Origin of the sequence: Pseudoalteromonas sp. NZS71 (assembly GCF_015864715.1) — a bacterium.
Classification (GTDB): Bacteria; Pseudomonadota; Gammaproteobacteria; order Enterobacterales; family Alteromonadaceae; genus Pseudoalteromonas; species Pseudoalteromonas arctica.
The window spans coordinates 26,494-51,334 of the sequence record NZ_JADYWS010000021.1; the positions used below are offsets into that span (position 1 = coordinate 26,494).

Here is a 24,841-nt window from a genome sequence, read left to right on the forward strand (position 1 = left end):
AAGCCACCTGGCTTGCTTTTTTTCACCTAAAATTAGTTAATATTTTTAAGAATGATTTATTCCACTTTGTATTTTACTTTTAAATACTGTTAAAGCGGCAATGTCTTGCGACACTGCCACCAGTAATCATTATTGAGATAGTATTAAACCAATACCTTTATTTTTTAACCTTACCCTTAAGAACATAAATTTCACCATCGAAACTGCCTTGTATCGTTAGCCCTTGGCTTGCCAACTCTTGTAAATATTCGATATGGTCATTAGTGATATGCTGGCCTGGGACTAAAAGCGGAATGCCCGGTGGATATGGAGTAACTAAACCTGCACAAATGCGGTTGTTGCTTTTACTGATAGGCACAGATTCGCGGTCGCCATAAAAAGCATCGCTTGGAATACACGCCAAGTCTATGGCAGGTAAATTTTCAGGTAAGCGGGCTCTACGCGTCGATTTCGATAGTTTTACCTTACCGCTGTCTAGCTTTTTCAACGCATTGTACAAACGAATTATTTTTGAGCGCGTGCCGCCAAGCGTAAGTAAAACCAAAATGGTGCTGTGTGTGTATTTTTCTATCTCTAGCCCAATTTCATCCAGTAGATATTTATGAATATCTTTTAATGAGTAAGGTAGCTCACTAATATCAATAAGGATTTTTAATGGGTCGTGGCCCATGTTATCACCACTAAAATGCGGGAATATTTCCATAAAGTCTTGCTTAGCTAATACTTTAATTTGCTTAAGCGAGGCCATCTGTTGTTTAAACTCTTCAACATGATTTAGTAGCGCATTGAGCAGCTTATAGCCTTCCATCTCTAATTGCTTTTGGCACACGTCAAGCGATGCAATAAGCTGATATTTAGGCGATGTACTAGCGTAGATACTATAAATCTCTCGAAAGAAATCGGCATCAAAATCGGGGTCGTTAATATGAATATAAGACGCTTGAGAAAACGCCGATACTACTTTATGCGCCGAATGCGTAATGTAGTCAGCCCCAGCATGTATCGCAGAATAATGACGAAAACTAGGATGAAACAAAGAGTATGCAAACCAGGCTTCATCTATAAACACCTTAATACCATATTGATGAGCATAATCTACGACTTGTTTTAGGTCGCTAAGTAGGCCATCGTAAGTACAACCGGTAAGCACTAGTAATTTAGCATCAGTATTGTTTTCAATTGCTAATTTGATGTCGGCTAACGACGGTGGCGCGAAAATGCCATATTTTGGATTTAAGATACTCGCCAAATAAATGGGGTAACTAGCTGATTGCAAGATGCCATAGTGTACGGACTTATGGCAATTACGGTCGACAATTACTTTATCTCCCTTGCGCAGCAGTGTCTGCAAGATGATTTTATTTGAGGTAGATGAACCATTTGTAACAAAGTAGGTGTGCTTAACCTCAAACGTAGCCGCGGCTGATTCTTGAGCGCGACCAATGGTATTGGTGCTGTCTGATAATGAACCTAGCGAGTCTACCGAAACCGACAGGTCGCCAACAAATACATTACGGCCGTAAAACTGATAAAAATCTTTGATGTAAGGGGAGTTTCTAAAGCTAGAACCCCCACTATGACCAGGTGTGTGCCAAGAGTCGTTTGCTTCACCGACGTAACGACGATACGCCGTCCAGAATGGCGTTTCAGAGCGGTCGTCAAAATCGTTGATCATATAACCTAAAATCGCTTCTGGGTCAGAAATCACTTCATCTTTAAAAAAGAAAGATTCAATTTCTTCTGATTCGTTTACGATCTCCAGCCCTTTAGTGTCGTCGCCAATAACATAAACCGGCAGCTCGAGACGAATTGCCTTTAAATCCTCGATAAAGCGGCTATACATCCGCTCACCCACTTTGTTGTGCATATCCCAGCTTAGAACTACGGCTTGAATATCACCATCTTCCTCTACACATTCCAGCGCGTGTTTAAGCTCGAGGCATTCAATAATATCGATATGGATATCGTCTCGCTCAAAGTTAGGAATGGTCTTTGACAGATTAGTTGAAAGCCCTTGTAAGGTGGCTGGGTCTTGTTCAATTATCAAGATACGAAGTAGAGGTAGCATAGAGGGTTTCGCAATATAATTTTATAATGCTCACTAGCATAACCAAAGGAGTGAGCGTTGTGAAATTAATACTTTGATAATGTTCTATTAATAGTCACATTCTGCGGGTTATCTAAATTAAATTACAAAAATATTGCTAGGCCTTGGGTTAAAAATACGACTCAATTTATTGTTAGTGAGCGTTTAGTTAATGCGGCGCAATTTATTAATAATATAGAATCGACTGGCAGCTAAACGATTAGCTATCTTATCACTAGAGTTCGAATAGAAGTGTGCTAGCCAAGGTTTAACCTGTTAGTTATCAAATACGATAACTTGATTTTTACCAGCACTTTTAGCTTGATATAACAGTTTATCTGCGTTTTCATATAATTTTTCAAACTTACAGTGTTTTGTATCGCCTTTATCTACACCAGCACTAATTGTAACTCTTTGCAATTCAGGTGATATATCAGTTAAATTAAGACTCGCAATTGCCTCTACAAGCCGTTGTGAAATCATTTTTACAATTTCAACATCATGGCTAGGAAAGAAAACTACAAACTCTTCTCCGCCATATCGCCCTACAATATCTTTCTCTCTAGTTTGAAATTTTAGAGCATGGGCTACTCTTTGAAGGACTTTGTCACCAGCATTATGTCCAAATTGATCATTGATGAGTTTAAAGTTATCTATATCTGCAATTAGTAAAAAGCCGCTTTGTTTATCTAAGCGTGAAACTTGTTCATGGAAGCCTCTCCTATTTAATACTTTTGTCAAAGGGTCGATTAACGATTCATTAGTGATGGTTATATTTAGTCGTTTTAATCTTTTAATATGTCGAAATGAGAAAAGTAAAATTAGAATGAAAAGGCTAAGATTAATGAACAGAATTATATTTAACCTAATATGATCAGCCGCTTTGTTTTGCCAATCTATTTCGCTTGGAAATGCAAAGCTACTGAATAAAGAAAGGCTAATTAGTGCTAAATTTAAAATATACATTTTTTGATAAAGTAGAAACACAAATTAGGCAACTTATAAATGAATGTAATAATAGACCTTGAATACCAATACTTAAATAGGGCCCAATCATCTTTGCATCAGATACATCTAGCAAAACACCCCATGAAACAACCAGGTATAAAAATCCAATTAAGAGTAGAGATAAAGATATCGTTTCAGGCTTCAACTTAGTTACATACGTTGAAAATAAAATTATAAGAAGTAATGAGCTTATAGAAGATAAAACAGTCATCGGCTCAAACCAAAAACTTGGGGCCTCAATAAAAGAATGATTTTCATTAGCTTCCCAAAACTCAGGAAAGGTCAAAACCTGTAAAAGATCGACATTTGAAAATATGATCAAAAGTTCTTCAAATGTTACTCCCGCAACAGACTCGTTAAAAGCAATAAAGGTGATAAAGCCATTTGAAAGCCAGATACAGAAGGCTGAAGTAATTGCTAAAAGCAAATTGTATAATTGAGTTTTACCACTATAGCTTTTCAACTCGTTATTCCGTTTTTTCTTTAAACTCACACAAGTCTTCAATAATACAGCTGCCACACTTTGGTTTACGTGCTACGCAGGTGTAACGTCCGTGAAGAATCAACCAGTGATGCACGTCTACTTTAAATTCTTTTGGTACAACCTTTTCAAGCTTTTGTTCTACAGCTACAACATCTTTACCCATGGCAAGCTTTGTACGGTTAGATACACGAAATATGTGTGTATCTACGGCTATTACAGGCCAGCCAAAGGCGGTATTGAGTACAACATTAGCGGTTTTACGGCCAACGCCTGGTAGGGCTTCTAGGGCTTCACGATTTTCTGGCACGATGCTGTTATGTTCATCCACCAAAATTTGGCACATTTTGTAAACGTTGGCAGCTTTAGAATTAAATAAGCCGATGGTTTTTATATAATCACGCAGTGTATCGTGACCTATATCTAAAATAGCTTGTGGCGTATTAGCAACAGGGAACAACTTTCGAGTGGCTTTATTAACGCCTACATCGGTTGCTTGCGCTGAGAGTGTTACTGCTACTAGTAACTCAAACGGGCTTGAATATTCAAGCTCAGTAACTGGGTGCGGATTATCGTCGCGCAGGCGCGACAGTATTTGGTGACGTTTTTCTTTATTCATGCAACTTAAAACGTATTAGTGCTAATTGTTGCTCTAATACGTTTTCCCCTTAAGTTAAGCTAGTAACACGTGCTCGAGGGCCTTTTTCAGCCTCTGGCGGTGCAACTTGTTTTGATTTTATTTGTGCGTCAATTACGTTTTTTGCAGCAATAAGTAGCCCAAGTCCTAAAAAGGCACCCGGTGGTAAAATTGCGAGTAAAAATTGGTTATCAAAGTTAAATACTTCTATGCGCAAGCTCTGTGCCCATGGGCCAAGTAATAAGTCGGCACCGTCAAACAGCGTACCTTGGCCGATTAGTTCGCGCATAGTACCTAATACTAACAGTACAGCCATAAAGCCTAAGCCCATCATTAAGCCGTCAAATGCTGATAAATGAACAGGGTTTTTAGAGGCGTATGCTTCGGCGCGGCCAATAATGGCGCAGTTAGTTACAATCAACGGAATAAAAATCCCTAATGATTGATATAAACCAAAGGTATAAGCGTTCATGAGTAATTGAACTATTGTTACAAAGCCCGCGATGATCATTACAAATACAGGTATACGAATATCTTTTGGCACCCAGTTACGCACAATTGATACGGTAACATTTGAGCCTATTAGTACGAGTAAAGTTGCTAAGCCTAAACCTAAGGCATTTGTTACAGTTGAGGTAACGGCAAGCAGTGGACATAAACCTAAAAGCTGCACAAGGGCAGGGTTATTTACCCATACACCTTCTTTGTATAATGTTTTTAACTCACTCATTTAGCTACCTCCATACATTCGGCATTAGGTGCTGCAAAAATATCATCAAAATTAGTTTGTGCGAACAATACGGCATTTTTAACAGAGCTCACAACAGCACGTGGCGTTATGGTCGCGCCTGTAAATTGATCAAACTGGCCGCCATCTTTTTTTACAGCCCAGCGAGCGTCTTCTTCGCTTTCAACCGTTAAGCTTTTAAATGTTGTGATCCAAAGTGATTTTTTAACTTCTACTTTGTCGCCTAAACCAGGAGTTTCTTCGTGTTTAGTGGTACGAACGCCAGCAATAGTGCCATCGCTCAATACAGCTGTTAATAAGTTAATATCGCCACTGTAGCCGTTTGGCGTAACATGCCTAATAACAACAGCGACTGGTTTATTGTTTTTACGAGCACGGTAAATTACTTGGTTTGCGTGTGGGCCTAGTTTTTCGTCAGTAATAATTACGCAATCTTGCGATAATTGATTGTCGTACGATTTTGGGTCGAGCACTTCTTGTAGCTGCGCAGTAAGTTGCAGTTGTTCTTGCTCTGCAATTTTATCGGCAGTAAGTGCATTGATAGAGGCAACTAAGCCCGTTGTTGCTAACGCAAACGCAGTTAAAATAGCACCATTTTTAGCCATTGACGAAATGATCATTTTACTGCTCCATGGCCATAAGTACGTGGCTGTGTGTAGTAGTCTATTAGCGGCACTGCAATATTAATCAATAATACGCTAAATGCGATGGCATCAGGAAAACCACCAAAGGTACGAATTAAATAAATTAGTAAGCCAATTAGCGCGCCATAAATTAAGCGCCCTTTGTTAGTTGTTGCTGCAGATACCGGATCGGTTGCTATAAAAAAGGCCCCCATCATAGTGGCACCACTTAATAAGTGAAATAGGGTGCCCGGCTCTGTACCTGGTGATGCGATATAACCAATAGCACTACATACAGCTAAACTTGCGATAAAACTGACAGGAATATGCCAGTTAATTATTTTTGCTTTTAATAAGTATAAACCACCTACTAAAAAGCCTAAGTTAACCCACACCCAACCAAGGCCAGCCCATTCGTTAAATAATGGCTTTTGCATGCTTTCGGTAACGGTTAAACCGTGTGCTATGTCTGTTTTAACAGTATCCAGCGGTGTTGCCATTGTTAGGCCATCAACCCCTGCACGTACTTGATCTAGGCTAAACCCAGAGGCCGTAAAATCGGTGAATATTAGCCTTAGCTGATCAGCAAAGCCTATTGGCGTATTTATTAAATCGGTAACAGGCAACCATGCGGTCATTTGTACCGGAAACGAAACTAAAAGCAGTACATAAGCCGCCATTGCTGGATTGAATAAGTTAAACCCAAGGCCGCCATAAAGCTGTTTAACTATAACAATAGAAAATAAACAGCCAATAACGATTATCCACCAAGGGGCAAGTGGTGGAATACTCAGTGCCAATAACACGGCAGTAAGCCACGCACTGCCATCACTTAATACAGGCCAAACAGGGCGCTTTCGTATTAGCATTATTGCAGCTTCAAATACGCTTACAGCAACAAGCGCTAGTACCAGTTGAATAAGCACACCTGTACCAAAAAAGAAAACTTGAGCAATTAGCCCAGGAATACACGCAGCAATAACGCTAAGCATTAATCGCGTTAACGATTTATGGCTGTGATTATGCGGCGAACTGGCCATGGTTAATTTCATGACTGATTATTTCCTTCTTTTTGTAACTTTTTAGCTTTTGCTCTCGCAATTGCAGCAGCCACGGCGGCTTTTTTCTTATCGTCGGCTGATTTAGGTTTATCTGCGTTAATAAGAACTGATGAGTCATCGGTGTTACTTTCTGCACTCTTAGGTGCTGCGCTATCAACTTGTGGCTCTTGGGGCTGAGTTTGTTCGGTATCTTCTAGTGCTTTAGCCGCTTTTTTAGCTTTAGCACGAGCTATGGCCGCAGCTACCGCTGCTTTTTTATCATCAACGGGTGCATCAGTTTGTGGCTCTTCACTTGTGGTTTGCTCGGCTTCTTCTAATGCTTTAGCTGCTTTTTTAGCTTTTGCACGAGCAATGGCCGCCGCTACGGCTGCTTTTTTATCATCAACGGATGCCGCGCTTTGTGGCTCTCCACTCACGGTTTGCTCGGTTTCTTCTAATGCTTTAGCTGCTTTTTTGGCTTTTGCACGAGCAATGGCCGCCGCTACTGCTGCTTTTTTGTCATCAACAGGGGCATCAGTTTGTGGCTCTTCACTCACGGACTGCTCAGCGTCTTCTAATGCTTTAGCCGCTTTTTTGGCTTTTGCGCGAGCAATGGCCGCCGCTACGGCTGCTTTTTTATCATCAGCAGGCGTATCGCTTTGTGGCTCTTCACTCACGGTTTGCTCAGCGCCATCTAATGCTTTAGCCGCTTTTTTAGCTTTAGCACGAGCAATGGCGGCCGCTACCGCTGCTTTTTTGTCATCAACAGGGGCATCAGTTTGTGGCTCTTCACTCACGGTTTGCTCAGCGCCATCTAATGCTTTAGCCGCTTTTTTAGCTTTTGCACGAGCAATGGCCGCAGCTACCGCTGACTTTTTATCATCAACAGGGGCCACGTTTTGTGGCTCTTCACTTGCTGCTTGTTCAGCGTTATCTAATGCTTGTGCTGCTTTTTTAGCTTTAGCGCGAGCAATGGCTGCAGCGACTGCTGATTTTTTATCATCAACGGGCGCAGTATCGGCCGATTCATCTGTTTGAGATTTTTGCTCTTTATATTTACGCGCTTGTTCTTTACGTAGTGCGCGCTCTTTTGCTACTTCGCTGTTGTCAGGTTCTAATTCAGCAGATTGATCGCCTAGCTTTTTAGCTTTAGCGCGTGCAATAGCGGCTGCAACAGCTGATTTTTCATCGCCGTTATCTGATTTATTTTTAACGCGGGCTAGTGCATCTGCTACTTTTTGCTTTTCGTCAGCAGATTTAGCGGCAGGTTTACGTTTATGGCGGTTTTGACGTTCTTCTTGCTCGCGATCTAAACGCTCTTTTCGTGCATCAAAACGCTCTTTTGCTCTGTCGGCTTTAATTTTGTCAGCTTGTTGTTCTTTAATTTCAACTTTGGCTATACGGTAGTATTGCACAAGAGGGATTTCACTTGGGCACACATATGCACAAGCACCACATTCAATACAGTCAAATAAATTATGCTCTTGTAGTTTGTCGTACTCTTTTGATTTAGCAAACCACTGCAATTGCTGTGGTAATAAAGAGGCAGGGCAGGCATCAGCACAGGCGCTACAACGTATACAGGCTTTTTCAGGGCCGGGCTCCGCTAGCTCTTTATGATCAGGCGCTAAAATACAGTTAGTTGTTTTAACTATGCCAATACGCACTGTGGGTAGCGTAAAGCCCATCATTGGGCCGCCCATCACAACACTTTGCTGCGGTACAGGCGAGAAACCTTGGCAATCAAGTAAATGCTTTATTTCAGTGCCAAGTAGTGCCCATACATTCCCAGGCTTATGAATAGTGTTACCTGTTACCGTAACTATACGTTCAATGAGTGGTTTACCTTCATAAACGGCTTGTTGTACGGCAAACAAAGTCCCGGTGTTATGCACTAAAATACCAATATCGGCAGGAATACCAATGCTAGGAACTTCACGGTTAGTAAGTAATTTAATTAATTGCTTTTCACCACCAGATGGGTAAATAGTTGGCACCGTTTGAATAATGATTTTTGAGTTATGCTCAGCTGCTTGCTTCATTGCTGCAATAGCTTCAGGCTTATTATCTTCTATACCCACAATGCACAGTGTTGGGTTTAAAAGTTGCTGCATTATTTCAATGCCTTGGATAACTTCTTTAGCGTGTTCGCGCATTAAAACGTCATCGGCAGTAATATAAGGTTCGCACTCAACAGCATTTACAATCAAAAATTCGATAGGTTGCTTGGTATCCGCTTTTACATAAGTAGGAAAACCAGCACCACCCATACCGCTAATACCGGCTTGGTGAATAATATTTATCAGCTCATCATGACTAAGCTCAGCAGGATTTTTATTTTTATTTAGAGCTACCCATTCGTCTTTGCCGTCTGGTTCAATAATAACACTTAGTTCAGGTAGGGCCGATGGGTGTGCTGATGGCATAGGTGCAATATCAGTAACCACACCAGAGCTTGGCGCATGCACAGGTACCGACCAGTTAGCAGCAGGCGCTGTAAGTGGTTGGCCTTTTAAGACGTGTTGGCCTTTTTCTACAAGTAACTTACCATTTGCGCCTATGTGCTGCTTAAGCGCAACAATGAGTTTGTCGGGCAAAGGTAGGCGAGTGATACTCGCACTATTAGAGAGTGATTTTTGTTGTGGTGGGTGTATGCCGCCAGGAAATGCCCACACGGTGCCTTTTTTTATTTGTTCAAGTAACTTGTCCACTCAAACCTCTAATCTATTTGTGTAACAGGAATAGCATCTAGCTGCCATTTCCAGTTTTGTTTAGTTTCGGCTACAGGTAGCATATCAATGCAATCTACAGGGCAAGGCTCAACACATAAATCACAGCCAGTACATTCATCAATTAATACAGTGTGCATTTGACGAGTTGCGCCCAAAATAGCGTCAACCGGGCAGGCTTGAATACATTTGGTACAGCCAATACATTCATCTTCGCGAATATAAGCCACTGTTTTTATAGGTTCTGCTTGCTCGCCACCGGCAAGTGGTTTTTCATCAACACCCATTAAGCCAGCAAGCTTTTTCATGGTTGATTCGCCGCCCGGTGGGCATTTATTTATTTCATCGCCATTGGCTATGGCTTCGGCGTAAGGGCGACAACCCGGGTAGCCACATTGTCCGCATTGAGTTTGCGGCAAAATAGTATCAATTTGCTCAACAATAGGGTTACCTTCAACGCGAAAGCGAATTGCTGCAAACCCTAAAATAAGTCCAAAAATGAGTGCTAGCGAACCAATCGCTATCAAGGCATAAAACAAGGTCATATTAAAACTTCACTAATCCAGTAAAACCCATAAACGCCATCGACATTAAGCCTGCAGTGATCATTGCAATAGAGGCGCCTTTAAAAGGCGTAGGAACGTCAGCAGCGGCTAAACGCTCTCGTAGTGCTGCAAACAATACAAGCACTAAAGAAAAACCAACCGCAGCACCAAAACCATACACTGCAGATTGTAAAAACGAATGATCTTCTTTGATATTTAATAAAGCCACACCTAATACCGCACAGTTAGTGGTGATCAGCGGTAAAAATATGCCTAATAAACGATATAGAGTAGGGCTTGTTTTACGCACAACCATTTCGGTAAATTGCACTACAACGGCAATCACTAAAATAAAGCTCATGGTGCGTAAAAAGGCGATATCCAGAGGGATTAAAATATATTGATTAACTAAATAGCTAGTTACAGAGGCAAGGGTAAGCACAAACGTGGTTGCCAAAGACATACCAATCGCCGTATCAAGCTTACCTGATACGCCCATAAACGGACATAAGCCTAAAAATTGTACTAATACAAAGTTATTAACCAGAACGGTTCCAATCAATAACAAGACATATTCTGTCATGTGTGCCTCACGCTATAATAAACGTGGGTATTATCCTTTTTTCTTTATCGATTAACAACACATGAGAAGCAAATAAACGACTCAATCAGTAATGATATTAAAGCGACTTAAGATTTCAGGTGTAATTAGAATAGGATCGATATTATATGGCTTTAAAATATCTTTAAATTGATCGTGTTCTTGGTATAAATCTAATAGTACTTTATTAAATAGGGCAATTTGTTCAGGAGATAATTGAATTTTATTAAAACCAATAAAATAGGGGGATTCGCTTTGTAAAAAGGCCAAATTAACATGATGTAAGTTAAATTGTTTTAGTCTAGCGCGTGCTTGTAAAGTATTGGCAAAGTACCCATCTATACGATTGTTTTCTATCATTTTTACACCCGTGCCATTGGCATCGGTGAGTAAAACAATATCAAATTCCCTCAATCCGTCTTTAATCATTTGTTGCTGTATTTTGATTAGTTGAAAAGATGCATTTGAAGGGCCAAAAACAGCAATTTGCATTTTTTGTAGATCATTGAGGCTTTTGATGGTTTTTTTTGCACCCTCAGGTTGAAAAAATCCATATTGCATTTTCATAAGCGGGATCGAAAAATAAAGCCATTCGTTGCGGTCAAGATTCCAGCCCATAGGAAAGTTTCCTTGAGCTTGCAGGTTTTTTAACATGAGCTTAGAGCGACGATTTGGTACGCTGATAAACTCACATTTATAATTGAGGCGTTTACACGCTAAGGTAAGTATATCAACAAAGGGGCCAGCGGCATTATCGTGTTCATCAACAAATGAAAATGGAGGATAGTTGTGAGTGCTAAAAACTAATTCTTTTTGCGGGCCGTTTGCGTACAAACTCAAAGGCATAATAAAAAGTATAATAAAGGTAATTACTCTTTTCATGATGCCTCCAATAGACTATATGTCTTTAGGTTTTTCTATGTAATAACCTTGAACGCCATCTAAACACAACGTTTCTATAATGTGCTTTTCTTCTTGGCTCTCAACGCCCTCAGCAAATACGCTAACACCAATGCGGTGGGCTAAATCGACCATTAAGCGCATAAAGTACTGATTGTTTTTATCGTCTTCGAGGCCGCGAGTATAACTTGCGTCCATTTTAATAAAGTCAGGTTTTAAATCTCGGAAAAACTTAAATGAAGTTAAGCCAACACCAAAACGTTCAACTGTAACGCGTGCGCCAACACGGTGAACCATGTCGATAAAGCGCTTACTAGCCTTGATGTTTTGCTGTAAACCAAACTCACTTACTTCAAATACAAGTTTAGATGCAATATGCGTATCTTTCAATAATCGGCGCTCTAGCCAAATTACAAACTGATCGTTGTGTGCACTAGAGGCTGTTACATTTAAACCAAAAAACTTTTCAGATAAATTACGGCTTTTAACCTTTTCAAGAGAAGAGTCTATTATCAGGCGATCAATTTCTATTGCCATATCAAGCTTTTCGGCCATCGCTAAAAAAGAAGCGGTAGGCAGTACTTGATTGTCTTCTGTTTTAAATCGAACTTGTACTTCAGCGTAGGCTTTTATGCTTTTACCAAGCGGCATAATGTTTTGCATCACCAAATGCACACGTTTAGATTCAATAACTTCTTTAATAACCTTACGCCAGTTTTGATTACCAAAACCCGCACTTACGTTATTAACTAAATCGGTTTCACGTTGTACGTGCCATGCGTTTACTTGTTTTGATTGCGCCATACTCATCGCGTTATCAACAACAGAAAGCAATTCGCCTAACGGCTTACCTTTTTCGTAACCTACAATACCCGTATTAGCTACCGAGCTTAACTCTTGGTTTTGTTGGTACTGCGTGAAGCGCGATTGCAGGTTTTCACCAAAGCGCTCAGCTTCTTTTAAAGGAATGTGGGGGAGTACTACCGCAAAGTCAGAGCTGTTTAATCTAAATATTTGGCTGCCAGTGTAAGTGCCGCTTATGTGCTTAATAATATCGGCAACGCCTTTTACGTATTCATCACCTTTTTGATAACCACGGCTTTGGTTTATAGCTTGTAGTTCGCTACAACGAACCATAGCTAAAGAACCAAATGTACTTTGCTCAGTGTTTTCAATATTTTTTTCGTAGTACTCAACAAACATATTACGATTACCAAGCGAGGTAATTACATCTTTGTACGCTTCATGCTTAATAGTCATAGCAGCGCTTTGTATGTCTTCGTTTTTGTTTTTTAAGAAATGTGATAACCGATTAAAGCTAGGTACTAAATCTTTTCCCATTTTTTTCAATCGAGTGCCATCTAGTGCTGTTTCTAAATCATTATCAACTTGGTTTTGATTGATATAAATATCGATAATGTCAGCAACTGTTGTACTTATGTTTTTATTTAAATGGTAAAAAATAGATTTCATTAGAATTATTGGAATAATAACTAAAATGGCAGAAATCAAAATAACAATAAAAAGGGAGGTTTGTAGCTGCGACGCTAAATGCTCAATGTTAAGTACAAATTCAACTTTTATATCTGAGGCGTCATTTACAGCAAACTGAGGGCGCACTGAGTTAAAGTTAGAGAGTACAAAATCAGCAAACATTGGTAATTGAGTAGGGGGGTTAATGCTAAATATTTCAGCCCCTTGGTAATCTCTTAGAGTGAAACTTGAAAACGTTTTACCATCTGCAATTGATTGTTTTAAATTTTGAGCAGAAATATCGTCTAAAGAAAGGTCATTAATATACTTAGTAACAGTAGTTTGCGCACTTTTTTGTGCATCACTTACCGCAGTATCAAAGCTTATAGATATGAAGTAGCTTCCTGCTGCAACACACAATAACCAAGAGATAATTTGTATAAAAATAAGTTTTTTAAATCCAGCCATGTTTTCAGTCTTTTAATAATTCAAAAGGGAAGGAATCAAGTCCTTGATTAATAAACTAAGTACAGCGCATTAAGGAATAAACTAATGCTTTAGTTATATAAGGAAGAGTAGTGGAATTAGCTTGAGATGTCTATGAAATTCTTAGAATTGGCTCCCCCTCCCCGACTCGAACGGGGGACCTGCGGATTAACAGTCCGTCGCTCTAACCAACTGAGCTAAGGGGGAACTAAATGATAATTATGAATTTGGCTCCCCCTCCCCGACTCGAACGGGGGACCTGCGGATTAACAGTCCGTCGCTCTAACCAACTGAGCTAAGGGGGAACTACATCATAAACATAAACTTGGCTCCCCCTCCCCGACTCGAACGGGGGACCTGCGGATTAACAGTCCGTCGCTCTAACCAACTGAGCTAAGGGGGAACATCGTAAACAAAACTTGGCTCCCCCTCCCCGACTCGAACGGGGGACCTGCGGATTAACAGTCCGTCGCTCTAACCAACTGAGCTAAGGGGGAAGCGTCTTGCCTTTCAACGGGGCGAAATATTAATGACCGCGCCGCAAAGTGTCAACATATAAAAGTCATAAATTGAAAAAAGAGGTTTATTCGTTGTTTTTGTGTTCGATCTGCGTGTTTTATAGCTCTATTAAAGTTACTTTTTTAAAAATTTAAGAATACAATGTGACTTTTATTATTGCTGAGTCTTCAAATTGGTTAAATTAAACACGGTATTAAAGTGGCTTGTTATTAAAAAACAACTCAAAAACATAAAAACTCATTTTTTACTTAGCGATATTTTTCGTATTTAATTCGTTTTTTGTTTTAATTTTCTAAAAATATACCTATGCGTATATTCGCAGAAATATTTTTTGATCTAAATTGTGATCTAATCACTATGTATAAAATGAGTATTTGTTTTGTCCGTTCAAAAATAGAGCAATCAATAACTTAACTTTGTATTAAACGTTTTTTTATACCTAACGTACAACTATGTTAAGAAGAAAAATTGGTGAGCTACAGTTTTTAGCGTGAGTTTATAAAAATGCCACAATTAACAAATGGTCAATTGGTTGGATATCACCGAAAATGGAGGCTCTCTCAAAGCCTTTATAAATGCGGGTTTGAATGAGTTATCCACGGTTTCTGTGGATAACTCTGTTTATGAAACTTTAAGAACATCATCGGCACCAATGGTTTAGGGTGCTACAACGATTTCAAGCTTTTAAATCACTATTTTTAATTCAATATAAAACAATGGGTTATGATTTGATGCTGAATGTATGCAACTCGATGAGGGAATTTTTTCGTAACGATAAACCAAGCAGTACCTTTGTGTAAAAAAGCATCATATATCACTGGGTGTTTGTAATAAAAGTTATAAAAATGTGTTTTAATTGGTTTTTGGTGTGTTTAGGCTCTATTTTAACAAAAAGAAGCAAAAACTAAGTTTTACTATTTTTTCGAATCTTTACTTCTTTAATTACTTCAATTGTAGTGATAAATCCGTGGCTTGAACTGCCTTGATGCTTTAAAATGATTCGTTCAGTAAAAGAGGCCTATTTATTTCATGCGCGCAATTTCAAAATCCCAGACTCGCCCAGATTTACTAAACGATCCCATCTTGCCCACATTAAAGACGATGACCATCCCGATGATATTCGGCATGATCACGCTAATGATGTTCAATATTGTCGATACATTCTTTATAAGTTTACTAGGCACTGAGCCGCTTGCAGCGGTGAGCTTTACATTTCCGGTTACCTTTACCGTTATTAGCTTAGCAATAGGGCTGGGGATCGGTACATCGGCAGTAATAGCAAAAGCGCTCGGTAGTAATAAAATAGATGAAGCGCGTTTTGACGCCAGTATTTCTTTAATGGTTGGTGTGGTTCTGGTTATTGTGTTGTCATCTGTTGGGTATTTACTGATTGACCCCATATTTACTTTGCTAGGAGCGGGCGCACAAGTATTGCCGTTAATACACGAATACATGAATGTATGGTTTATCGGTAGTGTATTTTTAATAACCCCAATGATTGGTAACTCGGTACTGCGCGCCAGTGGCGATACAAAAACGCCAAGTATAGTAATGGGTGGAGCAGGGCTGATAAACGCCGTACTCGACCCTATACTGATATTTGGTTTTGGGCCTGTACCAGCGTTAGGTATTCAAGGCGCTGCCATAGCAAGCGTTATTGCATGGTCGGTTGCTGTGGTTATTATTTTATATATATTAGCGGTTAAAAAACGCTTGTTGAGCCTAAAAGCAGGCAAGCAAACAGTGACGGGCGCTATTCGTAAAATATTAAAAATTGGTTTGCCTGCTGCCGGCGCAAACATGCTTACACCAGTTGCAATGGCCGTAATGACCGCTATGGTTGCGCATCACGGGCCAGAGGCCGTAGCTGCATTTGGAGTGGGAAGTCGAATAGAATCTATTGCAAGTATATTAGTGCTTGCACTATCGATGACATTACCGCCATTTGTTAGCCAAAACTTTGGCGCTGGCAAATTATGCCGCGTTAAAGAAGCGTATACCGGCACACTAAAATTTGTAATGGTATGGCAATTTGCCATTTACGTATTACTCATTGCATTTTCAGGTGTTATAAGCCAATTATTTGGTAAAGAACAAGCCGTAATAGATGTAATTAAACTCTTTATTTATACCATCCCGCTAAGTTATGGCTTACAAGGGGTGATCATATTATCAAATTCATCGTTTAATGCTTTACACAAACCAATGTACGCATTGGTATTAAGTGTCATTCGGTTATTCATATTTTATGTACCATTTGCTTATGTAGGCAACGAAATAGCCGGATTATTAGGGCTATTTATTGGCGCTGCTTTAGGTAACTTATTTACAGCAATAGTGGCATACAAATGGTTTATGAAAAAACTAGAAGCGCTGAGCGGCGAATCGTTACAGGAGTGCAATAATTGAGCGACCATTTTCAGTTAAAATCACATTTTAAACCAGCAGGCGATCAGCCCACAGCGATTAAGCAGCTATGCGAAGGATTAGAAGCAGGCCTTGCACACCAAACTTTATTAGGTGCCACCGGTACAGGTAAAACCTTTACCATGGCTAATATTATTAACGATTTAAACCGTCCGACAATAATAATGGCGCACAATAAAACGCTTGCCGCGCAGCTATATGGGGAAATGAAAGAGTTTTTCCCTAAAAATGCGGTTGAGTATTTTGTATCGTATTACGATTACTACCAGCCAGAAGCCTATGTTGTATCTAGCGACACATTTATTGAAAAAGATGCCTCGATAAACGAGCATATAGAACAAATGCGTTTAAGTGCGACCAAAGCACTGCTCGAGCGCCGCGACACTATTATTGTGGCGTCGGTATCGGCTATTTATGGTTTGGGCGACCCTAAATCATACATGAAAATGATGCTACTTTTAAAAGTGGGCGAAAAAGTAGACCAACGCGACATGCTACGTCGCCTAGCTGAAATACAATACACCCGCAACGATATAGATTTTAGCCGTGGTACATATCGTGTTCGTGGTGAAGTGGTTGATATATTTCCTGCAGAATCTAGCACCTTCGCAATTCGCGTAGAAATGTTTGATGACGAAATAGAGCGCTTAAGTATTTTTGACCCGCTTACCGGCGCCGTCGAAAAGCATATAATACGCACCACTATCTATCCAAAAACACACTATGTTACCCCGCGTGAAAAAATACTCGGTGCTATCGATAAAATACAAGAAGAACTAAAAGATCGAAGAGCCCAGTTACTCAGTGCTAATAAATTAGTAGAAGAGCAACGCGTAACGCAGCGTACGCAATACGATATAGAAATGATGCGAGAGCTAGGTTATTGCTCTGGTATAGAAAACTACAGCCGCTATTTATCGGGCCGTACGCCGGGCGATCCGCCACCCACATTACTTGATTATCTCCCAGACGACGCATTGATGATTATTGATGAATCGCACGTAACCGTATCGCAAATTGGCGCAATGTATAAAGGCGACAGAAGCCGTAAAGAAAACTTAGTTGAGTATGGCTTCAGAATGCCCTCAGCAATGGACAACAGGCCGCTGCGCTTTGAAGAATTTGAAGCTATTTCACCACAAACAATTTATGTATCGGCAACGCCTGGCGATTTTGAGTTAGACCGTTGTGTGGGCGCAATCGCAGAGCAAGTAATTCGCCCAACTGGCTTGCTCGATCCACTTATTGAAGTGCGCCCAGTGGGCGATCAGGTTGATGACTTACTTTCAGAAATTTATAAAAGTGTAGAGAAGGGCGAACGCGTACTTGTAACCACTTTGACCAAACGTATGTCTGAGGATTTAACCGATTACTTAAGTGAGCACGACGTAAAAGTGCGTTACTTACATTCAGACATAGACACGGTTGAACGGGTTGAAATTATTCGTGATTTACGTGCGGGTGTGTTTGATGTGTTAGTGGGCATTAACTTACTTCGAGAAGGCCTGGATATGCCAGAAGTGGCGCTAGTAGCCATACTTGATGCCGATAAAGAAGGCTTTTTACGCTCAGCGCGTTCAATCATTCAAACCATTGGTCGTGCAGCACGTCACTTAGATGGCCGCGCTATTTTGTACGGTGATAAAATTACAAAATCGATGGCTAAGGCCATGGACGAAACAGCGCGCAGACGCGAAATTCAGCATGCTTATAATATAGAACACGGTATTGAACCGCATTCACTAGCCAAAAAAATTCTTGATGCGATGGATGTAGGCGAAGAAGCCGGCCCTAAAGATAACCTTAGACTTGTTCGTAAAGACTCTAAAAAGGTACTTAGCGCGAAAGAAATTACAGTGCAAATCAAGCAGCTTGAAACCAAAATGCATGCATACGCAAGCGATCTAGAATTTGAAAAAGCGGGCTCTGTTCGCGATGAAATACATGAACTACAACAACAGTTGATTAATTAAAAATGACAGCAAACTTTACTCCTCTTATTACTGCGCTTGAAGATGCGCCAATTTTAAAAAATGAACTGTGCCGTGTTTTTCATGGCCGTGGCCATAGTGTTGAGGCGTTAAGTCATATTAATTTAGACTTTTATCCGCCTAGTTTGTTTTTGGTTTCGTACGACGAAATTGACGAGCAAACACTAAGCGAGCTTACCGATGTTGTGTGGCAGTGGGCACAAAAAAACCAGCCAGAGCTTATTAGCTCACTTGTGTATCAGCAGCGCGCTGGCGTGCAAAGCCAAAACACCGTGGTTAATGGGCAATTACCTAACCCGCATGTTGTAACCGAAAACGGCATTCGTTTTTTGGTTGATTTACAGAGCCGTCAAAATACCGGAATATTTCCCGATATGCGCAGCGGCCGTGAATTTGTAATGGCTAATAGTAAGCATGGCAAAGTGCTTAACTTATTTTCGTATACATGTGGGTTTTCGCTTGCAGCCATGCAAGGCGGAGCAGATCATGTAATGAACATGGATATGAGCAAAGGCGTGCTAAAAGTCGGCAAGCAAAACCATCAACTAAACGGTTTTGAGCGCGGCGTAAGTTTTTTACCGCATGATATTTTAAAGTCGTTTGGAAAACTAAAAAAAGCAGCCCCGTTTGATTTAATAATAGTTGATCCGCCAAGCTTTCAAAAAGGCAGCTTTATTTTAACTAAAGACTATCAAAAAGTGCTGCGCAGGTTGCCAGAGTTACTTTGCGATACCACACAATTGTTATTGTGCGCTAATAGCCCAGAGCTTAGCGAAGACGCGTTTAAAGCGTTAATAAACGAGCACACCCAAGGCGCAATTGAATTTGTTGAGCGCCTAGCCCCTACCGAGCGTTTTATTGAAGTAGACAGCGACAGAAGCTTAAAAGCACTTATCTACAAAACGTCACAATCTGCTGATTAAATGAAGCTCAGCAAACGCCTAACTGCCATTGATACATTAATCTCGCAGCATCACGATATTATTTGGGATTGCTGCTGCGACCATGGTTATTTAGGTATGGCGCTATTAAAACGCGCAGCTGCAAACCAGGTTATTTTTGTAGATATAGTCGCGACCTTAATGAACGACCTAGAAGTACAATTATCATCTATTAATAAATTACAAAAAACCTGTAATAAAAATCCGCAGTGGCAGGTCTTATGTCAGGATGTAGGCAAAATTGAAATTGCTCAAAGTAAAAGCCAAGTAGTTGTAATCGCAGGTGTTGGCGGTGAGCTGTTGTTAAGTTTAATACAACAAATCACTGCTAATAACGTAAGTGAGCATTTAAATAATGTTCGGTTTATTTTGTGCCCCGTGCATCACACTTATAAGTTGCGAGTCGGTTTAAAGCAATTAGGTTTAGGGCTTGTAAGTGAGCAAATAGTTTACGACAACAAACGTTTTTATGAAGTGATTGAAGTGAGCTTTAGTAGCAATAATGAGATTAGTCATACCGGCAATAAAATGTGGGACTTTGCTAGTGCAGAACACGCTATGTACCAGCGGCAACTCATAAATCATTATAATAAAATGTTCAATAAAGATAAGCCATACTATCAAAAAGTTATAACAGACTATCAAGAACTCACCGATAGTTAAAAAAGCCCGAAAGTAGGGCGTACATGTGATCTAATTACGACATTTACGACGTAATGTGTTCATAGTTTATATCGCACAACGCGAGTTTATTTGGTTTATTTATGTCAGATAACAAGAGTCACATTAATCATTTGCTTAGCAATGAGCAAAAATGGCAACACAGCTACGAGCAACCTATTTCTTATGCACCCCTTGTGCAATTGGCTAATAGTAGCTGGGTAGTGCCACAACATTTTTTACGTTACAAGCACACGCTTGAAAGCGTAAACGAAGTGCTTGATAGTATAGAATTTTCGGCTCATTTTAGAGTGCTTGCTGCACAAAAAGGTGAAGAAATTTACCTGCAGGTAGCAGTGCTGAGCCCAGATAACTATCAAAAAAGTGCATCTGCAAATGAAGGCAAAGCCAAAAAGCTATTATTTGGCAGACGCTGGATAGTAGAGGAAAACCTACCTACTTCAGAACTTATTCAAACTGCATTTTTAGCGTTAAAAGTAGCGCGTGAACATGAAGTAAGAGAGCTTTTTCAGTTAATGCAAAGCGGCGCAACAAGTACGCCATTTAATAACCATCACGACTTACCGGTAATGGCGCAAAACCCTGAGCTTGTTAAAAGTGAAAGTGCTGAAAGCCGTGTTGATGAAGTGCTTAAACGTATTGTATTTGCAGGAAAAAGTATTGAGCTTAAGAGCCAGCAGCAAATAGCCGAGCAACATTTATATACTGTTGAGCTGTTGTGTGAAGATTGCCAACTTAGCGAGTTTAATAAAAAAACAATCGCGTTTTTAACAGAAGATCCATCCGCTAATAGCTTTTTACACGCCTTAATTACAGCATTAGTAGCCACAAGCAATGATTACGTAAACGAGCAATTTAAGTACAAAGGTTTTGCCCGCTTTAGTAAACACGTTGTGGTTGAGCAAATAGGTAACTTAAGTATCGCTATGCGCTCGCCAAGTACCGTAGGGCTTTGCTCTATGGGTAAGCAACATGCTAATCAGTTAAATTTTGAGATAGACAGCGGGCGAGCACCACAGGGCTGCGGGCAAGCTATTGGTGGGTTTTTAGCTGCTCATGGCATTGAGCAGCCAGAAAATGCACATTTATATCCAAATTACTTATAACAATTTAAAGCTTATTAATTTCATCTTTAACGCTAAAGCTTGAATCGGTAACAATAGCCTCAAGTGTTTGTACACGCTCTTTTAATGCAAGCACTTGTGCATTTGTTTCAGCTAATTGTTTATGGGCATCGCTGTTGTTGTTTTGCATTTTATGCTTAAACTCAAGATGCTTTTTATACATATCGTAAACTACTCCTGAGCCAACCGAAATTAGCACAATAAGTACAATCATCGTAGTTCCAGACATAACCTCATTCCTTATCATTTTATTATTCGTTTATGGTTAAAGTATAACCTTTAAGCGCTTTTGATAAAGCTGACAATTGTAACTTAATTTGTATACTTTATTTAATTCAGCTTTAAGCGTGTTCATCATTTATACACTTAAGATATTGTTTAATGGCTAGGGCGTGTTAATCTTTGTGGATTGAAATTTGTTCAATCTAGGGGCGATTAAATCGCGGCGCGAGGTTTGTAACCTAGTGGGCTAAGTAAAAACCGAGCAACAAAGAGTTAATCGTCCCTAGAAAGAACCCAAAGGGCAGCGCATGTTTGGTCTTTATGCTGCGTTATCACCTATTTATGGGGGATAGCCACACTACATAGGCTCTGCCTTGCCTAAAAACCAAACATACTGCTGCAAATTCAATCACCAAAGAATAACACGCCCTAATCTCCATATAATAAACATAATTAGCCAATACAGTGAGTTGCCATGTTAAATAATAAAATTCCACCGGTTATCGTTGTGCTGTTTTTTGCAGGCATAATGGCGCTTATTGCGCATTACAGTGTTATTGATTTCACCGTCTTTATTACCTACTTAGCAGCAAGTTTGGTCATTATTGGGTGTGTTTTTTGTATTGCAGGGGTAGCGAGCTTTAAAATAGCAAACACCACAGTAAACCCAAATAAACCTGAGCAAGCATCAAAACTTATTACTAGCGGTATTTATCGGATTTCGCGTAACCCAATGTACGTAGGTTTTGCATTTATTTTAGCAGGGTGGGGTATTTGGTTAAGTTCCTTGTGGGCACTTTTATGTATTATAGGGTTTATTGCGTATTTAACGTTTTTTCAAATAATACCCGAGGAGCGTGCGCTCACTAAATTATTTGGCGAAGAGTTTACCGCTTACAAAGCGCGCGTAAAACGCTGGTTGTAATCTCTACGTTATAATTAAACAAACAAAAAAGGCTATCGATGATAGCCTTTTTTGTTTACAGCAATTGTATTACTAATTAATTGCTGCTTATTCGTATTCTAACGGGTCTGTAATGTTATTTAGTGCAAATGCTTCAAGGCGTTCTTGGCACGCGCCACATTTACCACAGGCCTTTTCACGGCCGTTATAACAAGTCCACGTTTGGCTGTAATCTAAACCCATTTCAATACCGTCGGTTAAAATACCAATTTTAGTATTGTTTAAGTATGGGCTAAAAATTTCTACAGCGTCGTAGTTAGCAATACGACATACATCATCCATTTTTTGCACAAATTCAGGACGGCAGTCAGGGTAAATAGCATGATCCCCAGAGTGAGCGCCGTAATAAACTTGGCCAGCTTTAAGTGATACCGCGTAACCAACAGCAAGCGAGAGCAAAATCATATTACGATTAGGTACAATCGTACTTTTCATGCTTTCTTCTTCGTAATGGCCTTCAGGCACATCAATATCATCAGTAAGTGATGAGCCACCAATAAGTTGGTTAATCGCCGAAATATCAACAATTTTGTGTGGAACGTTTAATTTTTCACACACACTTGCCGCCACTTTAAGCTCTTTTACATGACGCTGACCATAGTCAAATGATAGGGCATATACATCATGGCCTTGTTGCAGGGCTTTATTTAATACGGTAAATGAGTCCATACCGCCGGAATAAATAACAACTACTTTTTGCGTCATATCTGTTTTGCTCTTAGTTTTAATAGAGGTTTATATCAGGGCGCGATATACTACACGGCCGCAGCTTAAATAACAATTTTTGCACAGCGCTTTTTGGTTTTTTAATAGTAGCAATTTGGCTGCTAGGTAGTAAGTGAGATCTCTTTTGTACAAAATTAATGAAGTGTTTGAAACCATTCAAGGTGAAGCTAGCTTTACTGGCACACCCTCAATATTTTTACGCCTGCAAGGCTGCCCTGTAGGCTGCTCTTGGTGCGACACCAAGCAAACGTGGGATGTTGATAATGTATATAAAGTATCGCTGGATGAAACCGTAGAAAAAAAAGCCGACTCAGATCATTGGGCTAACGCCAGTGCAGAGCAAATTTTAGCGTTGTTTCAATCACGTGGGTATACCGCAAAGCATGTTGTAATTACCGGCGGCGAGCCATGCATGTTTGATTTAAATCCAGTATGTAATTTATTACACGAACACGGTTTTAGCACACAAATAGAAACCAGCGGCACGTTTGAAATACTCGCCCCAGAGCAAACATGGGTAACGGTATCGCCAAAAATCAATATGCGCGGCGGTTATGAAGTACTTACCAGCGCAATGAAGCGCGCCAACGAAATTAAACACCCCGTTGCCATGCAAAAGCATGTAGAAGAGTTAGAAGAGTTATTTGCTAAAACAGGCGTTAATCCTAAGCTTGTTTATTTACAGCCAATTAGCCAAAAAGTATCAGCAACTAAATTAGCAATCGACACCTGTATTGCCAAAAACTGGCGCCTATCAATACAAGTACATAAGTATTTGGGAATTAGTTAAAGCCAGCTTAAAGTAATATTACGTATGTTGGGTAGAGCGTAGCGAAACCCAACAAACCTCTACTTCCGCACCATTTTCTAATAACGTTTTATAATATTTAAATACGTAGGCCGGATAAGCGAAGCGCCATCCGACAACCCTGTACTTTATAGCCTAAATTTTATAGCCTGAACTTTATAGTCTAAGATTACATCTACCCTAAAGCTCATATCTTCTTCGTTAATTGTGCTAATTAGTTTACTATGCGCGACTTAAAAATATTCTACTACTTACCACTAGGCTTATATGTCCGCAAATGCACTCTACACCGACCTTTCTGATTACTACGACTTAATGTGCGCAGATATAGATTATCAAGCCCAAAGCAATTCGATTCACAGGCTGCACCAAATTTTTGGTAATGGCGCAAATACCCATCTCGATTTAGCGTGTGGCACCGGCCCGCATGTACGCCACTTTATTGACTACGGCTATAAAAGTAGTGGGCTTGATATAAACCAGCCAATGCTCGATAAAGCAAAAATGCGTTGCCCAGAAGCGCAATTTTCATTGCAAAACATGAGTGAATTTAAAGTAACCGAGCACGTGGATTTAATTACCTGCTTTTTGTATTCAATCCATTACTGCGACGGCATTAATAAGCTAAAAGAATGCCTTGCTAGCGTACACAGCGCATTAAACGTAGGTGGAATATTTTGCTTTAACACGGTTGATAAAAACAAAATCGACAGCGATTCATTTGTAGAGCACACAGCAACAAGCGAAAATAGCTTCTTCACATTTCGCTCTGGTTGGCACTACAGTGGCACTGGCAGCAAACAGTTATTAAAACTCAGCATAGAAAAAACCACCGCAGATAAAACACTCGTATGGCACGACGAGCACCCAATGGTTGCTTTTAGTTATACCGAGCTTAAAGAAGCCTTAAAGCCGTACTTCGAAATCCACATATTTGAACATGACTACGACAAAATAACCCCATGGGCAGAGCGCTCAGGCAACGCCATTTTTGTCTGCGTAAAAATTTAAGACAAACTCGTAGGTTGGGTAGAGCGTAGCGAAACCCAACGAGCTCCAACGAACCTCCAATACCACGCCC

The 24,841-nt window shown here is 40.1% G+C and carries 22 protein-coding genes and 4 tRNA genes; 8 read left to right on the forward strand and 18 right to left on the reverse strand.

The features are described 5' to 3' along the window. Positions 1–157: 157 nt before the first annotated feature. From I6E85_RS14330 to I6E85_RS14405, 16 genes are all read right to left on the reverse strand, one after another. Positions 158–2,068, reverse strand: a complete 1,911-nt coding sequence (locus I6E85_RS14330) for an aminotransferase class V-fold PLP-dependent enzyme (protein WP_024591500.1) — start codon at positions 2,066–2,068, stop codon at positions 158–160. 294 nt (positions 2,069–2,362) lie between these two features. Beyond that, the gene (locus I6E85_RS14335) at positions 2,363–3,073 is read right to left on the reverse strand and encodes a GGDEF domain-containing protein (protein WP_024598546.1); all 711 of its coding nucleotides are present in this window, start codon (positions 3,071–3,073) and stop codon (positions 2,363–2,365) included. Then, positions 3,024–3,587, reverse strand: coding sequence for a hypothetical protein (locus I6E85_RS14340; RefSeq protein ID WP_154903405.1), 564 nt, complete (start codon positions 3,585–3,587; stop codon positions 3,024–3,026). The genes I6E85_RS14335 and I6E85_RS14340 overlap by 50 nt, the downstream gene beginning before the upstream one ends. Further along, the gene (gene nth, locus I6E85_RS14345) at positions 3,562–4,194 is read right to left on the reverse strand and encodes an endonuclease III (protein ID WP_024591503.1); all 633 of its coding nucleotides are present in this window, start codon (positions 4,192–4,194) and stop codon (positions 3,562–3,564) included. Before nth ends, I6E85_RS14340 begins: the two co-directional genes overlap by 26 nt. Before the next feature lie 49 nt (positions 4,195–4,243). After that, complete coding sequence (locus tag I6E85_RS14350) at positions 4,244–4,942, reverse strand: electron transport complex subunit E (RefSeq protein WP_002962263.1); 699 nt, start codon at positions 4,940–4,942, stop codon at positions 4,244–4,246. Further along, complete coding sequence (gene rsxG / locus I6E85_RS14355; RefSeq protein ID WP_024591504.1) at positions 4,939–5,580, reverse strand: electron transport complex subunit RsxG; 642 nt, start codon at positions 5,578–5,580, stop codon at positions 4,939–4,941. Before rsxG ends, I6E85_RS14350 begins: the two co-directional genes overlap by 4 nt. After that, positions 5,577–6,635 (reverse strand): electron transport complex subunit RsxD, encoded by a 1,059-nt coding sequence (gene rsxD / locus I6E85_RS14360; protein ID WP_197237041.1) that lies wholly within the window; start codon positions 6,633–6,635, stop codon positions 5,577–5,579. Before rsxD ends, rsxG begins: the two co-directional genes overlap by 4 nt. Continuing rightward, on the reverse strand, positions 6,632–9,334 hold the full coding sequence (gene rsxC / locus I6E85_RS14365; protein WP_197237042.1) for an electron transport complex subunit RsxC: 2,703 nt from the start codon (positions 9,332–9,334) through the stop codon (positions 6,632–6,634). Before rsxC ends, rsxD begins: the two co-directional genes overlap by 4 nt. An 8-nt stretch (positions 9,335–9,342) precedes the next feature. Further along, positions 9,343–9,897: an electron transport complex subunit RsxB gene (gene rsxB, locus I6E85_RS14370; RefSeq protein ID WP_007585357.1), complete on the reverse strand. Its 555-nt coding sequence runs from the start codon at positions 9,895–9,897 to the stop codon at positions 9,343–9,345. 1 nt (position 9,898) lies between these two features. Next, on the reverse strand, positions 9,899–10,480 hold the full coding sequence (gene rsxA, locus I6E85_RS14375) for an electron transport complex subunit RsxA (RefSeq protein ID WP_008172491.1): 582 nt from the start codon (positions 10,478–10,480) through the stop codon (positions 9,899–9,901). Between the two features lie 81 nt (positions 10,481–10,561). After that, complete coding sequence (locus tag I6E85_RS14380) at positions 10,562–11,380, reverse strand: ABC transporter substrate-binding protein (protein ID WP_165736316.1); 819 nt, start codon at positions 11,378–11,380, stop codon at positions 10,562–10,564. 15 nt (positions 11,381–11,395) lie between these two features. Continuing rightward, positions 11,396–13,339, reverse strand: a complete 1,944-nt coding sequence (locus I6E85_RS14385; RefSeq protein WP_024592352.1) for an EAL domain-containing protein — start codon at positions 13,337–13,339, stop codon at positions 11,396–11,398. A gap of 148 nt (positions 13,340–13,487) precedes the next feature. Continuing rightward, positions 13,488–13,564: transfer RNA gene (locus tag I6E85_RS14390), tRNA-Asn, on the reverse strand. Positions 13,565–13,585: 21 nt separating this feature from the next. Further along, a tRNA-Asn gene (locus I6E85_RS14395) sits at positions 13,586–13,662 on the reverse strand. Positions 13,663–13,683: 21 nt separating this feature from the next. Next, a tRNA-Asn gene (locus I6E85_RS14400) sits at positions 13,684–13,760 on the reverse strand. A 17-nt stretch (positions 13,761–13,777) separates the two neighbouring features. Then, positions 13,778–13,854, reverse strand: a tRNA-Asn gene (locus I6E85_RS14405). A gap of 1,051 nt (positions 13,855–14,905) precedes the next feature. Between I6E85_RS14405 and I6E85_RS14410 the strand changes: the two genes are divergently transcribed. The 5 genes from I6E85_RS14410 to I6E85_RS14430 all read left to right on the forward strand — a co-directional run bounded on the left by I6E85_RS14410 (position 14,906) and on the right by I6E85_RS14430 (position 21,022). Continuing rightward, on the forward strand, positions 14,906–16,285 hold the full coding sequence (locus tag I6E85_RS14410) for an MATE family efflux transporter (RefSeq protein WP_197237043.1): 1,380 nt from the start codon (positions 14,906–14,908) through the stop codon (positions 16,283–16,285). After that, on the forward strand, positions 16,282–18,276 hold the full coding sequence (gene uvrB / locus I6E85_RS14415; RefSeq protein ID WP_007583893.1) for an excinuclease ABC subunit UvrB: 1,995 nt from the start codon (positions 16,282–16,284) through the stop codon (positions 18,274–18,276). The genes I6E85_RS14410 and uvrB overlap by 4 nt, the downstream gene beginning before the upstream one ends. Positions 18,277–18,278: 2 nt before the next feature. Beyond that, on the forward strand, positions 18,279–19,217 hold the full coding sequence (locus I6E85_RS14420; protein ID WP_197237044.1) for a class I SAM-dependent methyltransferase: 939 nt from the start codon (positions 18,279–18,281) through the stop codon (positions 19,215–19,217). Next, positions 19,218–19,898: a tRNA (adenine(22)-N(1))-methyltransferase TrmK gene (locus tag I6E85_RS14425; protein WP_197237045.1), complete on the forward strand. Its 681-nt coding sequence runs from the start codon at positions 19,218–19,220 to the stop codon at positions 19,896–19,898. 101 nt (positions 19,899–19,999) lie between these two features. Next, positions 20,000–21,022, forward strand: a complete 1,023-nt coding sequence (locus I6E85_RS14430) for a hypothetical protein (protein ID WP_197237046.1) — start codon at positions 20,000–20,002, stop codon at positions 21,020–21,022. Positions 21,023–21,026: 4 nt separating this feature from the next. Here the strand turns inward: I6E85_RS14430 and I6E85_RS14435 are convergent, their stop codons facing one another. After that, positions 21,027–21,269 carry a hypothetical protein gene (locus I6E85_RS14435; RefSeq protein ID WP_007583900.1) on the reverse strand — a complete coding sequence of 81 codons (243 nt, stop codon included), beginning with the start codon at positions 21,267–21,269 and terminating at the stop codon, positions 21,027–21,029. Positions 21,270–21,737: 468 nt separating this feature from the next. Between I6E85_RS14435 and I6E85_RS14440 the strand changes: the two genes are divergently transcribed. Further along, positions 21,738–22,187: an isoprenylcysteine carboxylmethyltransferase family protein gene (locus I6E85_RS14440; protein ID WP_197237047.1), complete on the forward strand. Its 450-nt coding sequence runs from the start codon at positions 21,738–21,740 to the stop codon at positions 22,185–22,187. A gap of 87 nt (positions 22,188–22,274) precedes the next feature. On the opposite strand, the gene queC is transcribed toward I6E85_RS14440, so the two are convergent. Continuing rightward, entirely contained in the window at positions 22,275–22,931 is a 657-nt protein-coding gene (gene queC / locus I6E85_RS14445) for a 7-cyano-7-deazaguanine synthase QueC (protein WP_007583902.1), read from the reverse strand. A 145-nt stretch (positions 22,932–23,076) separates the two neighbouring features. Here queC and queE point away from each other — a divergent pair, with 145 nt between their 5' ends. Both queE and I6E85_RS14455 read left to right on the forward strand, forming a co-directional pair. Further along, positions 23,077–23,742, forward strand: a complete 666-nt coding sequence (gene queE, locus I6E85_RS14450) for a 7-carboxy-7-deazaguanine synthase QueE (protein ID WP_024591014.1) — start codon at positions 23,077–23,079, stop codon at positions 23,740–23,742. A 285-nt stretch (positions 23,743–24,027) separates the two neighbouring features. Further along, entirely contained in the window at positions 24,028–24,771 is a 744-nt protein-coding gene (locus tag I6E85_RS14455; protein WP_197237048.1) for a class I SAM-dependent methyltransferase, read from the forward strand. Positions 24,772–24,841: the final 70 nt, after the last annotated feature.

What these genes read in the sequence shown, in the direction of transcription:
- I6E85_RS14330 (WP_024591500.1), bottom strand. Translation starts at nt 2,068, where the DNA reads ATGCTACCTCTACTTCGTATCTTGATAATTGAACAAGACCCAGCCACC.
- nth (WP_024591503.1), bottom strand. Translation starts at nt 4,194, where the DNA reads ATGAATAAAGAAAAACGTCACCAAATACTGTCGCGCCTGCGCGACGAT.
- I6E85_RS14350 (WP_002962263.1), bottom strand. Translation starts at nt 4,942, where the DNA reads ATGAGTGAGTTAAAAACATTATACAAAGAAGGTGTATGGGTAAATAAC.
- rsxG (WP_024591504.1), bottom strand. Translation starts at nt 5,580, where the DNA reads ATGATCATTTCGTCAATGGCTAAAAATGGTGCTATTTTAACTGCGTTT.
- rsxD (WP_197237041.1), bottom strand. Translation starts at nt 6,635, where the DNA reads ATGAAATTAACCATGGCCAGTTCGCCGCATAATCACAGCCATAAATCG.
- rsxB (WP_007585357.1), bottom strand. Translation starts at nt 9,897, where the DNA reads ATGACCTTGTTTTATGCCTTGATAGCGATTGGTTCGCTAGCACTCATT.
- rsxA (WP_008172491.1), bottom strand. Translation starts at nt 10,480, where the DNA reads ATGACAGAATATGTCTTGTTATTGATTGGAACCGTTCTGGTTAATAAC.
- I6E85_RS14380 (WP_165736316.1), bottom strand. Translation starts at nt 11,380, where the DNA reads ATGAAAAGAGTAATTACCTTTATTATACTTTTTATTATGCCTTTGAGT.
- I6E85_RS14385 (WP_024592352.1), bottom strand. Translation starts at nt 13,339, where the DNA reads ATGGCTGGATTTAAAAAACTTATTTTTATACAAATTATCTCTTGGTTA.
- I6E85_RS14410 (WP_197237043.1), top strand. Translation starts at nt 14,906, where the DNA reads ATGCGCGCAATTTCAAAATCCCAGACTCGCCCAGATTTACTAAACGAT.
- I6E85_RS14420 (WP_197237044.1), top strand. Translation starts at nt 18,279, where the DNA reads ATGACAGCAAACTTTACTCCTCTTATTACTGCGCTTGAAGATGCGCCA.
- I6E85_RS14425 (WP_197237045.1), top strand. Translation starts at nt 19,218, where the DNA reads ATGAAGCTCAGCAAACGCCTAACTGCCATTGATACATTAATCTCGCAG.
- I6E85_RS14430 (WP_197237046.1), top strand. Translation starts at nt 20,000, where the DNA reads ATGTCAGATAACAAGAGTCACATTAATCATTTGCTTAGCAATGAGCAA.
- I6E85_RS14435 (WP_007583900.1), bottom strand. Translation starts at nt 21,269, where the DNA reads ATGTCTGGAACTACGATGATTGTACTTATTGTGCTAATTTCGGTTGGC.
- I6E85_RS14440 (WP_197237047.1), top strand. Translation starts at nt 21,738, where the DNA reads ATGTTAAATAATAAAATTCCACCGGTTATCGTTGTGCTGTTTTTTGCA.
- queC (WP_007583902.1), bottom strand. Translation starts at nt 22,931, where the DNA reads ATGACGCAAAAAGTAGTTGTTATTTATTCCGGCGGTATGGACTCATTT.
- I6E85_RS14455 (WP_197237048.1), top strand. Translation starts at nt 24,028, where the DNA reads ATGTCCGCAAATGCACTCTACACCGACCTTTCTGATTACTACGACTTA.